Origin of the sequence: Streptomyces sp. SID5785 (assembly GCF_009870065.1) — a bacterium.
GTDB lineage: Bacteria > Actinomycetota > Actinomycetes > Streptomycetales > Streptomycetaceae > Streptomyces.
The window spans coordinates 1-12,472 of sequence record NZ_WWIA01000338.1 but is presented as its reverse complement, the minus strand read 5'-3'; the positions used below and the strand labels follow the sequence as shown (position 1 = coordinate 12,472).

At 72.5% G+C, this 12,472-nt stretch carries 13 protein-coding genes and 1 pseudogene; 8 read left to right on the top strand and 6 right to left on the bottom strand.

All coding sequences use genetic code 11. From position 1 onward, the window contains the following. The first annotated feature begins 5 nt into the window (after positions 1–5). Entirely contained in the window at positions 6–1,529 is a 1,524-nt protein-coding gene (locus tag GTW43_RS11025; RefSeq protein ID WP_161301475.1) for a M81 family metallopeptidase, read from the top strand. Positions 1,530–1,587: 58 nt separating this feature from the next. On the opposite strand, the gene GTW43_RS11020 is transcribed toward GTW43_RS11025, so the two are convergent. The 3 genes from GTW43_RS11020 to GTW43_RS11010 form a co-directional block, all read right to left on the bottom strand. After that, entirely contained in the window at positions 1,588–2,958 is a 1,371-nt protein-coding gene (locus tag GTW43_RS11020; protein ID WP_343245965.1) for a DUF2637 domain-containing protein, read from the bottom strand. Between the two features lie 131 nt (positions 2,959–3,089). Then, positions 3,090–3,944: a DUF3558 domain-containing protein gene (locus GTW43_RS11015; RefSeq protein ID WP_161301473.1), complete on the bottom strand. Its 855-nt coding sequence runs from the start codon at positions 3,942–3,944 to the stop codon at positions 3,090–3,092. 153 nt (positions 3,945–4,097) lie between these two features. Beyond that, entirely contained in the window at positions 4,098–5,015 is a 918-nt protein-coding gene (locus GTW43_RS11010; protein ID WP_161301472.1) for a DUF3558 domain-containing protein, read from the bottom strand. Between the two features lie 184 nt (positions 5,016–5,199). Between GTW43_RS11010 and GTW43_RS11005 the strand changes: the two genes are divergently transcribed. Continuing rightward, on the top strand, positions 5,200–6,393 hold the full coding sequence (locus GTW43_RS11005) for an RtcB family protein (RefSeq protein ID WP_161301471.1): 1,194 nt from the start codon (positions 5,200–5,202) through the stop codon (positions 6,391–6,393). Between the two features lie 87 nt (positions 6,394–6,480). On the opposite strand, the gene GTW43_RS11000 is transcribed toward GTW43_RS11005, so the two are convergent. Next, the gene (locus tag GTW43_RS11000; RefSeq protein WP_161301470.1) at positions 6,481–6,963 is read right to left on the bottom strand and encodes a MarR family transcriptional regulator; all 483 of its coding nucleotides are present in this window, start codon (positions 6,961–6,963) and stop codon (positions 6,481–6,483) included. Between the two features lie 53 nt (positions 6,964–7,016). Between GTW43_RS11000 and GTW43_RS10995 the strand changes: the two genes are divergently transcribed. Genes GTW43_RS10995 through GTW43_RS10985 form a run of 3 tightly spaced genes read left to right on the top strand, consistent with a single transcriptional unit; the run spans position 7,017 to position 8,378 of the window. Further along, positions 7,017–7,352, top strand: a complete 336-nt coding sequence (locus GTW43_RS10995) for a YnfA family protein (protein ID WP_161301469.1) — start codon at positions 7,017–7,019, stop codon at positions 7,350–7,352. A gap of 58 nt (positions 7,353–7,410) precedes the next feature. Further along, positions 7,411–8,178, top strand: coding sequence for an SDR family NAD(P)-dependent oxidoreductase (locus tag GTW43_RS10990; protein WP_161301468.1), 768 nt, complete (start codon positions 7,411–7,413; stop codon positions 8,176–8,178). A 2-nt stretch (positions 8,179–8,180) separates the two neighbouring features. Further along, a complete protein-coding gene (locus GTW43_RS10985; RefSeq protein ID WP_161301467.1) occupies positions 8,181–8,378 on the top strand; it encodes a hypothetical protein in 198 nt (65 codons plus the stop codon). Between the two features lie 3 nt (positions 8,379–8,381). Here the strand turns inward: GTW43_RS10985 and GTW43_RS10980 are convergent, their stop codons facing one another. Further along, positions 8,382–9,197: a helix-turn-helix domain-containing protein gene (locus tag GTW43_RS10980; RefSeq protein ID WP_161301466.1), complete on the bottom strand. Its 816-nt coding sequence runs from the start codon at positions 9,195–9,197 to the stop codon at positions 8,382–8,384. Between the two features lie 79 nt (positions 9,198–9,276). Between GTW43_RS10980 and GTW43_RS10975 the strand changes: the two genes are divergently transcribed. From GTW43_RS10975 to GTW43_RS10965, 3 genes are all read left to right on the top strand, one after another. Next, positions 9,277–9,861, top strand: a complete 585-nt coding sequence (locus tag GTW43_RS10975) for a TIGR03086 family metal-binding protein (protein ID WP_161301465.1) — start codon at positions 9,277–9,279, stop codon at positions 9,859–9,861. A gap of 98 nt (positions 9,862–9,959) precedes the next feature. Next, complete coding sequence (locus GTW43_RS10970; protein ID WP_161301464.1) at positions 9,960–11,051, top strand: LLM class flavin-dependent oxidoreductase; 1,092 nt, start codon at positions 9,960–9,962, stop codon at positions 11,049–11,051. After that, the gene (locus tag GTW43_RS10965; RefSeq protein WP_161301463.1) at positions 11,048–11,719 is read left to right on the top strand and encodes a CE1759 family FMN reductase; all 672 of its coding nucleotides are present in this window, start codon (positions 11,048–11,050) and stop codon (positions 11,717–11,719) included. Before GTW43_RS10970 ends, GTW43_RS10965 begins: the two co-directional genes overlap by 4 nt. A 53-nt stretch (positions 11,720–11,772) precedes the next feature. On the opposite strand, the pseudogene GTW43_RS10960 reads toward GTW43_RS10965, so the two are convergent. Next, positions 11,773–12,472, bottom strand: a pseudogene (locus GTW43_RS10960) (hypothetical protein); the annotation flags it as partial.

Sequence of the window (12,472 nt, the reverse complement as noted above, 5' to 3'; positions counted from 1 at the left end):
GAACCATGCCCCACCCCAGCACCCCCGCCCGCCGCCCCGTCGTCGCCATCGCGGGCCTCGGCATCGAATCGTCCACCTTCTCGCCCGCCCGCACCGAGGCACCCGCCTTCCACCCCTCCCGCGGCCAGGACGTGCTGGACCGCTACCCCTTCCTCGCGCCCGGCGAGGACCTGCGCGAGGCCGCCGACTGGCACGGCGCCCTGGTCGGCAAGTCACTGCCCGGCGGCACCGTCACCGCCGCCGCCTGGGACGAACTCACCGCGGACCTCCTCGACCGCCTCGCCGCCCTGCCCCCGCTCGACGGCCTCTGGTTCGACATCCACGGAGCCATGACCGTCGAGGGCATCGACGACGCCGAAGCCCTCCTCCTGGAGAGGATCCGCGCCGTCGTCGGCGACGACGTCATCGTCTCCACCTCCATGGACCTGCACGGCAACGTCTCGCGCGCCCTCGTCCACCGCAGCGACCTCATCACGTGCTACCGGATGGCCCCGCACGAGGACCACATGGAGACCAAGGAGCGTGCCGTCCGCAACCTCCTGACCCACCTCGCCTCCGGCGCCCCCCGCCCCCTGAAGGCCTGGGTCCCCGTCCCCGTCCTGCTCGCCGGCGAACAGACCTCCACCCGCATCGAACCCGCGAAGAGCGTGTACGGCGCCGTCCCCGGGGTCGAGGCCGAGGACGGCGTGATCGACGCCGCGATATGGGTCGGCTACGCCTGGGCCGACGAACCCCGCAACCGCGCCGCGGTCGTCGTCACCGGCCACGACGAACAGGCCGTCACCGCAGGCGCCGAACGCCTGGCCCGCGGCTTCTGGGACGCCCGCCACGCCTTCGACTTCGTCGCCCCCACCGGCACCTTCGACGACATCCTCGACGAGGCACTCGCCGGCGACCTGCGCCCGTACTACGTCAGCGACACCGGCGACAACCCCACCGCGGGCGGCGCCGGCGACGTCACCTGGGGCCTCGCCCGGCTCCTCGCCCGCCCCGAGTTCCAGAAGGACGACGGACCGACCGTCCTCTACGCCTCCGTACCCGGCCCCCGGGCCGTCCGGGAGGCCGCCGCGGCCGGCGTCGGCGCCACCGTGACCGTGACCGCGGGCGCCGAGGTCGACGACCGGCACGAGGGCCCCGTCACCCTCACCGGCGTCGTCCACGCCGTCCGGCACGGCGACCGCGACGCCCGCACCGAGGTCGTCGTCCGCGTCGGCAGCGCCCACGTGATCCTCACCGAGCTGCGCAAGCCCTACCACCACGAGCACGACTTCACCGACCTCGGCCTCGACCCGCGCACCGCCGACCTCGTCATCGTGAAGATCGGCTACCTCGAACCCGAACTGTTCGCGATGGCCGCCGACTGGAAGATGGCCCTCACCCCGGGCGGCGTCGACCAGGACCTCGGGCGCCTCGGCCACCACCGCATCCGCCGGCCGATGTTCCCCTTCGACCCCGCCATGGCCGACCCGGACCTGACCGCCCGCCTGATCCCCGCCGCGGACACCCCGCTCACGGGCGCCGACGAGTGAGCCCCACCGCCGAAGCCCCCGCCGACGCGTGGTCGGCGGGGGCTTCGGCGCAGACGCTCTAGGCGATGTGGTCGTCCATCAGCTCCGCGTTCAGCCGCTTGCTGAACAGCTCGTGATAGCGCACCAGATCGCGCTGCTCCAGCTGAGATCCGTACGTGGCCTCCACCGTCGCCTGGAACGCGGCCGGCGACGGCATGCCCTCACCGTCTATCGAGTACCGGAACACCTGGTACAGATCCTCGTCCGACGGCGCCGCCGCCGACTCCGGCTGCACCCCGTCCCCCAGCGGACGCGTGCCGCCCGCGCCGTCCGGCACCGGGAACTCCTGGACGTCCAGGCCCTGCACGTCCAGGCCCTGCACGTCCGCGACCGGGACATCGGTGGCCGGGACGTCCGCCCCGGGCTCCGCCGCACGCGGCCGCGGCACCGGAATCTGCTGCGGCTGCTCCTCGTACCAGTCCTGATGCTCCTGCTCCGGCACGAACGTCGGCGGCTCGAACTGCGGGTCGTACCCGCCGTGGTACTCCACCTGACGCGGCTGCGCGAACCACTGGCTCGGCGCGTCCACCGCCTCCGCCGCACCGGCCCCCTGCGGCCCGGCCGCCTCACCGGGACCGCCCGGACCACCGGGACCACCCGGGAGACCCGCCGCACCCGCCGCACCCGACGCGGCCACCGGCATCTGCCGCTGCCCCTGCGTCAGCTCCGGCTGCCCCGCCACCGGCGGCAGCAACTGCGGCTCGATCCCGGCCGCCGCCAGCCCCGCCGGAGCCGTCTCCGCGAGCGGCACCCCGTACCGGGCCAGCCGCAGCGGCATCAGCGACTCCACCGGAGCCTTGCGCCGCCACGCCCGCCCGAACCGCGACCGCAGCCGCGCCTGGTAGACCAGCCGCTCCTGCTCCAGCTTGATCACCTGCTCGTAGGAACGCAGCTCCCACAGCTTCATGCGCCGCCACAGCAGGAACGTCGGCAACGGCGAGAGCAGCCAGCGCGTGATCCGCACGCCCTCCATGTGCTTGTCCGCCGTGATGTCCGCGATCCGGCCGATCGCGTGCCGCGCCGCCTCGACCGCCACGACGAACAGCACCGGGATCACCGCGTGCATGCCCACACCCAGCGGGTCCGGCCACGCCGCCGCGCCGTTGAACGCGATCGTCGCCGCCGTCAGCAGCCACGCCGTCTGCCGCAGCAGCGGGAACGGGATCCGGATCCACGTCAGCAGCAGATCCAGGGAGAGCAGCACACAGATGCCCGCGTCGATACCGATCGGGAAGACGTACGAGAAGTTCCCGAACCCCTTCTCGATGGCCAGCGCACGCACGGCCGCGTACGAACCGGCGAAACCGATGCCCGCGATGACCACCGCGCCGGCGATGACCACCCCCACGAGTATCCGGTGCGTCCGTGTCAGCTTCAGTGGCCCGGCCACTCCAGTTCCCCTCCCAGTTCGCCCTCTTGCGGCCAACAGACTGGCACATGCCGGTCCGGCCCCGCGGGCCGGTACGGCCGGAGCCCGGCACCCAAAAGGGGCCGGGCTCCGCAAATACCTTGAAGCGAGAGCTAGTTCTTGCTCTTCGCCTCGGCGTCGGACTTGCCGTCGTCCTTGCCGCCGTCCTTGCTGTCGGACTTGCCGTCCGCGGACTTCGACGGAGACGCGCTCGCCGACGCGTCACCCGCACCGGCCCCTCCCGCCGCCCGCACCGACGCCACGACCTCCTGCGCCGCCTTCTCCGCGTCCTTCGACAGGTCACCCGCGTCCGGCGTCTTGTCGCCCGCCAGACCCGACCCGTTGAAGTCCACCGTCACCACGACGTTGTCGACCCGCGTCACGACCGTCTGCTGCCGCGACGTGACGTCCTTCTTCTTGTCCTTGTACGAGCGGTCGTAGGCCACCAGCGTCGCCTCGTCGCCCGTCTCCTTCACCGCCGAGGTCTTCACGCCCTTGGCACCGTCCGTGCCCTGCGCGTCCTCGACCTGCTTCGCGTAGTAGTCCGACGCCAGATCCGCACCGCTGCCACGGTTCACGTCCGAGTCGAAACGGACCATCGACACGTTCAGCCAGCGGTACTGCGAGCCCTTGACGCCGTTGTTGTCCAGGCTCGACCAGGAGCAGCTCGCCCGAGCCGACTCGTCGTCCGACGACCCCGCCTTGCTGTCACCCTTCGGCACCAGGTCCGCCAGCGTCTTCTTCGACAGCGCCGAGCAGGCCTGCGGCAGCGCCGCGTACTTCGCCGGCTCCACCTTCTTCTTCGCCGCCTCCTGCGCGGCCGAGGCGGACGCCTTCGACGACGACTCCTTCGCCCCGTCGGAGGAGTCCGAACCGGAGTCGGACGAACAACCTGCTACGACGAGAACCGCCGGCACGGTGGCGGCGGTGACGAGCATGCGGGTGAGTCGCTTGGTCGGACGGTGCATGGTTCCTTCACTAGGACGCTGACAGGGCCACGGCCCCGGCTCCACAGCGGCACACACGCACCACCCCGAACCCGGGTCCGATGGGTCACCGTACGCCGAAGCGGCCGCGCCCGCCGAGCCTTGACCAGAGCCGCGGACGGCCCCGGGCACGCCCTACTCGCCGAAGTTCCCCACCAGCTTGTGCGCCAGTTCTTGGGCCGTGTCCTGCATTTCCTTGCTGTCCGGCACCTCGCCGGACAGCGCCGACTGCGCCTCGTACTGGACGGTCACCAACGCGTTCGACGTGCGGAACACCACAGTCACCGTCCGCCGCTGCGCCGCCTCCGGGCCCGCCAGGGCGTCGTTCAGGAACGCCTCGTCGCCGAGGTCGTCGAGGAACCGCGGCTGCAGATCGGCCGCGTCGGCGGACGGCGACCCGCTCTCCGCGGTCTCCTCCCCGCCGCTCCCCTTCTCCGACTTCCCGGGCTTCTCGGGCTTACCGGACGCCTCGCCCTTCCCGCCCTTCCCGTCCTTCTCGTCCTTCCCGGCCTTGTCCGTCGGTGAAGAAGAGGCGGAGGCATCGCCCGAACCCTCAGGCGAGGGCGAGTCCGACCCCTCGTCCGACGCGCTCGGCGCCGGAAGCCCGGCCCGCTCCACCTTCGTCAGATAGACGTCCTCGGCCTTCGCGTCGTCGCTCACCGACGCCTCGTACGACACCACCCGCTCGAAGTCCAGCGTCAGCCGGTGCACCCCGCCCTCGGCCGAGTCGTCCTTCCAGCTGCATCCCGCGCGCCGGTCCGTGTCGTAGGTGGCCGACGCCGTCCCCTCGTACGCCTTCTCGCGCTGGCGCTCGTCCGGCACCTGCGCGATCCCCGGCAGCATCTCGTCCAGCATCGCCGTGTCCGGCCGGCCGCACGGCTCGGGCAGCGTCCGGTACCGGCCGGGCTCGGCCGCCGGTGCGGATGTGCTCACCCCGCCCGGCTTGGCGTCGTCCGCGCCGTCGCCGGAGTCGGCGCTCCCCGTGCATCCGGCGAGCAGGGCCGTCAGGAGCACGGCGACGCCCGGCCCGTACGCAAAGGACTTCCGCTGCACCGTAGGGGCTCCTCACTGGGCTTATTCGGTTGCCGCCCAGGGGCGGCCGGTGACCACAATGTCTATCGCACGCGCTGCCGTGGATGCCGGTCCGGCGACCGATTCGTCGACCTTGGCTCCGGTATTTGCGTTTTCAGACTTCAGGTCCGGTGCGGCCGGACACCGCTCGACAACGGGGGATTTCATGTCGTACGTAGAGGTATCGGGGGCGCAGGTTCCCATCCGGATGTGGGCCGACCCCGCGTCGGTCGAGGACTCCGCGATGCAGCAGCTGCGCAACGTGGCGACCCTGCCCTGGATCAGGGGTCTCGCCGTCATGCCCGACGTCCACTTCGGCAAGGGGGCGACGGTCGGCTCCGTGATCGCGATGGAGGGCGCGGTCTGCCCGGCGGCGGTCGGTGTCGACATCGGCTGCGGCATGAGCGCGGTGAAGACGTCCCTGACGGCGAACGACCTGCCCGGCGACCTCTCCCGCCTCCGCTCCAAGATCGAACAGGCCATCCCGGTGGGCCGCGGCATGCACGACGACCCGGTGGACCCGACGCGCGGGCACGGGTTCGCGACGGCGCCGTGGGACGACCTCTGGGACGGCTTCGAGGGCGTCGCCGACGCGGTGAAGTTCCGGGAGGAGCGCGCACGGAAGCAAATGGGAACGCTTGGTTCCGGAAATCACTATGTCGAGCTCTGTGTTGATATGTCGGGTTCGGTGTGGCTCATGCTGCACTCGGGATCGCGCAACATCGGCAAGGAGCTCGCGGACCACCACATCGGCGTGGCCCGGGACCTGCCGCACAACCAGAATCTCGTCGACCGGGACCTGGCCGTCTTCGTCGCGGACACTCCGCAGATGGCGGCGTACCGCAACGACCTGTTCTGGGCCCAGCGGTACGCGAAGTACAACCGCACGCTCATGATGAACCTCTTCAAGGACGTGGTCCGCAAGGAGTTCAAGAAGGCGAAGCCCACCTTCGGACAGGAGATCAGCGCGCACCACAACTACGTCGCCGAGGAGCGCTACGACGGCATGGACCTGCTCGTGACCCGCAAGGGTGCGATCCGGGCCGGCTCGGGCGACTTCGGGATCATTCCGGGTTCCATGGGCACCAGTTCGTACATCGTGAAGGGCCTGGGGAACGCGAAGGCGTTCAACTCGGCCTCGCACGGCGCGGGCCGTCGGATGAGCCGCGGCGCGGCCAAGCGCCACTTCTCGCTGAAGGACCTGGAGGAGCAGACGCGGGGCGTGGAGTGCCGCAAGGACTCCGGCGTCCTGGACGAGATCCCCGGCGCGTACAAGAACATCGACCAGGTGATGGAGCAGCAGCGCGACCTGGTCGAGGTCGTGGCGAAGCTGAAGCAGGTCGTCTGCGTGAAGGGGTGAGTCCCCACGCACCGCTGAGCCCCCGCACCGCTGAGGCCCGGGCCGTGATCGGCCCGGGCCTTCGTGCGTCCGCCGGGCGCCGCGGGCCTAGGCCGAGTCCAGGTCGCCCGAGCGCAGGCGGGCGACCTGGGTCGTGCTGAAGGCCACCGTGCGTTTCATGTGGGCGGTGATCAGGGTGAGTTCGGTGTTGTCGAGGTCCTCGAAGAGGGTCGACCAGTCGGTGGCCAGGCGGTCCCAGACGGCGCCGAACTCGGCGATCCGGTCGGGGACGAGGGTGACCAGGACGCGGCGGCGGTCGGCGGTGTCGCGTTCGCGGGTGACGTAGCCGGCCTTCTGGAGGCGGTCGACGAGGCGGGTGGCCGAGCCGGTGGTGAGGCCGGTGAGTTCGGCGATGTGGCCGGTGGTGACGGGGGTGGCCTCGAGGGTGAGGAGGTTGAGGCACTGCAGGTCGGTCGGGTGCAGGCCGAGGTGGTCGGCGACGGCCTGGTTGAAGAGGGCGTAGGCGGCCATGTAGCGGCGGGACGTGGTGAAGAGCTCGGCGAGGAGGGCGCTGCGGGTGGGCTTGGACACGGGGCCAAGGTAGCGGGGCGGGCGAGCAGGCCGGCGCGTGCGAGGGTGGGCGCATGACTGTCGCCCGCTCCGTGTCGCTGTTCGTGCTGGCCGCGCTGTTCGAGATCGGGGGCGCGTGGCTGGTGTGGCAGGGCGTGCGGGAGCACCGCGGGTGGGCGTGGATCGGGGCGGGGGTGATCGCGCTCGGGCTGTACGGGTTCGTGGCGACGCTGCAGCCGGACGCGGAGTTCGGGCGGATCCTTGCGGCGTACGGCGGGGTGTTCGTGGCGGGGTCGATCGCGTGGGGGATGGTCGCCGACGGGTACCGGCCGACGCGGTGGGACGTGGTGGGCGCGGTGATCTGTCTGGCGGGGATGGCGGTGATCATGTACGCGCCGCGCGGGGACTGAGCGCGCGTACCCTGGACGGGACCTTTGGAACCCGTCGTATGCCGCATCTGGAGCAGCCATGGCACCCGCAGCCGCGTCCCGTATCGCCGTCGTCACCGGTGCGAGCAGTGGGATCGGTGCCGCCACGGCGCGGCAGCTGGCCGCGGCCGGGTACCGGGTGGTGCTGACGGCGCGCCGCAAGGACCGGATCGAGACGCTGGCCGAGGAGATCACGGCGGCGGGTCACGACGCGGTGGCGTACGGGCTGGACATCACGGACCGGGCGGCGGTGGACGAGTTCGCGCAGGCGTTCCGCACGGTCGGGGTGCTGGTGAACAACGCGGGCGGTGCGCTGGGCGCGGACCCGGTGGCGTCGGCCGACCCGGAGCAGTGGCGCCGGATGTACGAGACGAACGTGCTGGGCACGCTGAACGTCACGCAGGCGCTGCTGCCGGCGCTGACGGCGTCGGGTGACGGCACGGTGGTGGTGCTGTCGTCGACGGCGGGGCACGGGACGTACGAGGGCGGCGGCGGGTACGTGGCGGCGAAGCACGCCGAGCACGTGCTGGCGGAGACGCTGCGGCTGGAGATCGTGGGGACGCCGGTGCGGGTGATCGAGGTGGCGCCGGGGATGGTGAAGACGGACGAGTTCGCGCTGACGCGGTTCGGCGGGGACGCGGCCAAGGCGGAGAAGGTGTACGCGGGGGTGGCGCAGCCCCTGACGGCCGACGACGTGGCGGAGACGATCACGTGGGCGGTGACGCGGCCGTCGCACGTGAACATCGATCTGCTGGTGGTCCGCCCGCGGGCGCAGGCCTCGAACTCCAAGGTGCACAGGGAGCTGTGACCGTGACGGACCACGGGGCGGACGACGCGGCGCCGGGTGCGCCGGACCCGCTGGACGCGCTTCAGCGGGAGTACGACGAGCGCAGGGCGGCGCAGGAGAGGAAGGGGGAGCGGTACATGTGGTGGTACCTGGGCTACTTCCTCTTCGGGATCCACCTCGTGGCGTTCGTGATGATCTTCGCGATCAAGCACGCGAAGTAGCGGTCAGCCGGACTCCCCGGCGTAGGCGGCGGGGGAGACGCCGATCGTGGCGGTGACGTCGCGGACGAGGTGGGCCTGGTCCGCGTAGCCGAGGTCGGCGGCGAGGCCCGCCCAGTCGACGGCGGTGCAGCCCGCGGCGGCCTCGAGGGCCTCGTGGACGCGGTAGCGCAGGATGCACCACTTGGGGCTGACGCCGACGTGCCCGGCGAACAGGCGCTGGAGGGCCCGTACGGACATGGCCTCGTCGCGGGCGAGGTCGGTGACGCGCCGGACGGTGCGCTCGGTGCGGATGCGGGCGACGAGCCGGCGGGCCTGCTCCGTGTGCGGGTCGGGGGCGGCCGGCAGGAGGGGCAGCAGGTAGGCGTCGAGCGCGGCGGTGCGGTCGTGGTCGTCGGCGGGGGTGACGACGGCGGCGGGGTCGGTGGCGGGCAGCACGGCGTCGTAGGACAGGGCGCGGCCGGTCCAGTGGGAGACGGGGACGCCGGGGGCGAAGGGCCGGAAGGCGCCGGGGTGGAACTTGACGCCGCACACCTGGCCGCGGCCGGTGAGCTTGCGGGTGTAGAGGCCGGGGGTGCTGACGCCGGTGAGCTCGCCGTAGGGCGGGCCGTCGTCCTGGTCCCACTGGAAGGTCAGGTTGACCGCGGGGTGCGGCACGATGTGCGACGCGTAGGGCGCGGGCAGGTCCCAGTCGATCAGCCAGTACGTCTCGACGTAGGGGCGCAGCGGCGCGGCGGGCGGGTACCGGCGGAACCGGACGTGCGTGAGCAGGGCCGCCGGGTCGACGATCCCGTGGGTGTCCCGGCCGGGTTCGGGTTCCATGCCGGGATCGTACGGCGGGCCTGTGACACTGCCGCGTTTCTTCAAGAGGGCGGCGCCCTGTCCTTCGTACGGTCGGCGTATGGACACGGACGAGCACGAGACGGCGTACGGCATCGGTGAGCTGATGGAGCGGGCGGCGGCGCGGGCGGTGCCCGTGGTCGCGGGGATCGCGGACGGGGATCTGGCGCGGCCGACGCCGTGTGCGCAGTACACGGTGAAGGACCTGGTGAACCACCTGGTGCAGGTCCTGGTGCAGTTCCGGGGGCTGGCGGCGAAGGAGGACTCGGACTTCTCGGCGACGCCGGACGTGGTGGGGGAGGACCCGGCGGGCTGGCGGGACCGGTTCGCGCGGGAGGCGGCGGAGCTGGCGGCGGCGTGGTCGCGGCCCGGTGCGGAGGACGGGACGAGCGGCGCGATGAACATGCCGGCGCGGCTGGTCGGCTCGATGGCGCTGCTGGATCTGACGGTGCACGCGTGGGATCTGGCGCGGGCGACGGGGCGGTCCTACGAGGTGCCGCCGGAGGTGGTGGGGACGCTGCGGGCGGCGGTGGCGGAGCTGGCTCCGACGGCCCGGAAGATGAACGTGTTCGGGGCGGAGGTCGAGGTGCCGGACTCGGCCTCGGAGTTCGAGCGGCTGTTGGCGGCGACCGGGCGGCGCCCTTGACGGGGCGGGGGCGCCCGCGGGCCTCGGGGGAATAGCCGGGTCGGGGCACGCGTTCCGAGGTATAGTTGAATCGTCAACAACTCCGGAGGGTGAGCGCAATGCAGTTCGGGATCTTCACCGTCGGTGACGTCACCGTGGACCCCACGACCGGCCGCGCGCCGACCGAGCACGAGCGCATCAAGGCGATGCTCGCGATCGCGCAGAAGGCGGAGGAGGTCGGCCTCGACGTCTTCGCGACCGGTGAGCACCACAACCCGCCGTTCGTCCCGTCCTCGCCGACGACCCTGCTCGGCCACGTCGCCGCCCGCACGGAGAACCTGATCCTGTCGACGTCGACGACCCTGATCACCACGAACGACCCGGTGAAGATCGCCGAGGACTTCGCGATGCTCCAGCACGTCTCGGACGGCCGCACCGACCTGATGATGGGCCGCGGCAACACCGGCCCCGTCTACCCCTGGTTCGGCAAGGACATCCGCGACGGCATCGACCTCGCGATCGAGAACTACGCGCTGCTGCGCCGCCTGTGGGACGAGGACGTCGTCACCTGGAAGGGCAAGTTCCGCACGCCGCTCCAGTCCTTCACGTCCACCCCGCGCCCGCTCGACGGCGTCGCGCCGTTCGTCTGGCACGGCTCCATCCGCTCCCCGGAGATCGCCGAGCAGGCCGCGTACTACGGCGACGGCTTCTTCCACAACAACATCTTCTGGCCCACGAGCCACACCCGGCAGATGGTGAACCTGTACCGGCAGCGCTACGCCCACTACGGACACGGCACGCCGGAGCAGGCCATCGTCGGCCTCGGCGGTCAGGTCTTCCTGCGGAGGAACTCGCAGGACGCGGTGCGCGAGTTCCGCCCGTACTTCGACAACGCGCCGGTCTACGGGCACGGCCCCTCGCTGGAGGAGTTCACCCGCGAGACGCCGCTGACCGTCGGCTCCCCGCAGCAGGTCATCGAGCGGACCCTGTCGTTCCGCGACTACGCGGGCGACTACCAGCGCCAGCTGTTCCTCATGGACCACGCGGGCCTGCCGCTCAAGACGGTCCTCGAACAGCTCGACCTGCTCGGCGAGGAGGTCGTCCCGGTGCTGCGCAAGGAGTTCGCGAACCTGCGCCCGGCCGGTGTGCCGGACGCCCCCACCCACGCCGCCCGTGTCGCGGCCAGGAACGAGGAGGTCAAGAGCGCATGAAGCTCGTCGTCGTCTCGGCGGGGCTGAGCGCCCCGTCCGCCACGCGGCTGCTCGCCGACCGGCTGGCCGCCGCCACCCGGGAGCACGCCGGGAGCGACATCGACGTGCAGGTCATCGAGTTGCGGGACCTGGCGACGGAGATCGCGCAGCACTTCGTCACCGGGTTCCCGCCCGCCCGGCTCGCCGCCGCGCTCGACGCGGTGGCGGCCGCGGACGGCCTGATCGCCGTGTCGCCGGTGTTCGCCGCCTCGTACAGCGGGCTGTTCAAGTCGTTCTTCGACGTGATCGACAAGGACGCGCTCACCGGGAAGCCGGTGCTCGTCGGCGCGACCGGCGGCACCGCCCGGCACTCGCTCGTCACCGAGCACGCGCTGCGCCCGCTGTTCGCGTACCTCAGGGCGCTGGTCCTGCCGACGGCCGTGTACGCGGCCTCGGAGGACTGGGGCGACGAGGGCCTGGACCGGCGGATCACCCGGGCCGGCGCCGAACTGGCCCGCTTCCTGACCCCGGCCGCCGGCCCGGAAGCCGCCCCGGACCGCCCGGACGTGGACACCGCCGCCGCGATCGCGCCCCGCTCCCTGCACGGCGCGATCACCTCGGTGGACCCGGCGGACGGCTTCGAGGTGGTCCCGTTCGCGCAGCAGCTCGCCGCGCTGCGGGCCGAGTAGCCTGCGGCGCCACGGCCCGGGCGGGCACGGCGCCATCGGCCGGGCGGCTCGCGCTACGGGCCGGGCGGCCGGTCGCGGGCGGGTGCCTTCCACGCGGTCCAGCCCCCCGTCCCCGGCAGCTCGTACGGCGTCCAGCCGCGGGCGTAGTGCGGCGGGCGGACACCGCGCGGGGTGAGGAGCGCGGTCGGGACGCGGGTCGCGCGGTCCCGCAGCGCGGCCCGGGTCGTGGACCTGTTGTTGCCGTCGTCCTGCGCGGACGCGCAGCCCGCCGCGTAGCCGACGGGCAGCGCGCGCGGGCCCGTGACCAGGCACGGCGGTGTGAGGCCCATGGCGCGCAGCCCGCGTGCGGCGGCGACGTAGCGGGCGTGCGTCGCCGCGGTGTCCGCGATCTGCCGCCCGAGCACGACCGCCTGCCCGCACACCTGGAAGACGATCGCGGCGGCGACGGCCCCGGCGAGCACCCGGGTCCGTGCGGCCCGGACCAGCAGCCCGGCGACGGGCAGCGCGAGCAGCGCGTACGCGGGCAGCAGGAAGCGGGGCGCGGAGTAGCCGATGAGCAGCAGGTACGGCACGCTCAGCGCGGTGGCGGCGCCGACCGCGAGGACGACCGGGCCCGGCGGGAGACTCCCCGGCGCCCGGTGGCCGCGCCGGGCCAGGACGCAGGCGGCCGCCGCGAGCAGCGGCAGGGCGAACCACCACCACGCGGTCCACGCCTGCTCCGGCGGGCCCGCGGTGCAGGGCCGGAACAGCAGC

Bases quoted from the DNA above. Each gene is read 5' to 3' on its own strand.
- GTW43_RS11025 (WP_161301475.1), top strand. From the start codon at position 6: ATGCCCCACCCCAGCACCCCCGCCCGCCGCCCCGTCGTCGCCATCGCG.
- GTW43_RS11015 (WP_161301473.1), bottom strand. From the start codon at position 3,944: ATGCACCGTCCGACCAAGCGACTCACCCGCATGCTCGTCACCGCCGCC.
- GTW43_RS11005 (WP_161301471.1), top strand. From the start codon at position 5,200: ATGTCGTACGTAGAGGTATCGGGGGCGCAGGTTCCCATCCGGATGTGG.
- GTW43_RS10995 (WP_161301469.1), top strand. From the start codon at position 7,017: ATGACTGTCGCCCGCTCCGTGTCGCTGTTCGTGCTGGCCGCGCTGTTC.
- GTW43_RS10990 (WP_161301468.1), top strand. From the start codon at position 7,411: ATGGCACCCGCAGCCGCGTCCCGTATCGCCGTCGTCACCGGTGCGAGC.
- GTW43_RS10980 (WP_161301466.1), bottom strand. From the start codon at position 9,197: ATGGAACCCGAACCCGGCCGGGACACCCACGGGATCGTCGACCCGGCG.
- GTW43_RS10975 (WP_161301465.1), top strand. From the start codon at position 9,277: ATGGACACGGACGAGCACGAGACGGCGTACGGCATCGGTGAGCTGATG.
- GTW43_RS10970 (WP_161301464.1), top strand. From the start codon at position 9,960: ATGCAGTTCGGGATCTTCACCGTCGGTGACGTCACCGTGGACCCCACG.
- GTW43_RS10965 (WP_161301463.1), top strand. From the start codon at position 11,048: ATGAAGCTCGTCGTCGTCTCGGCGGGGCTGAGCGCCCCGTCCGCCACG.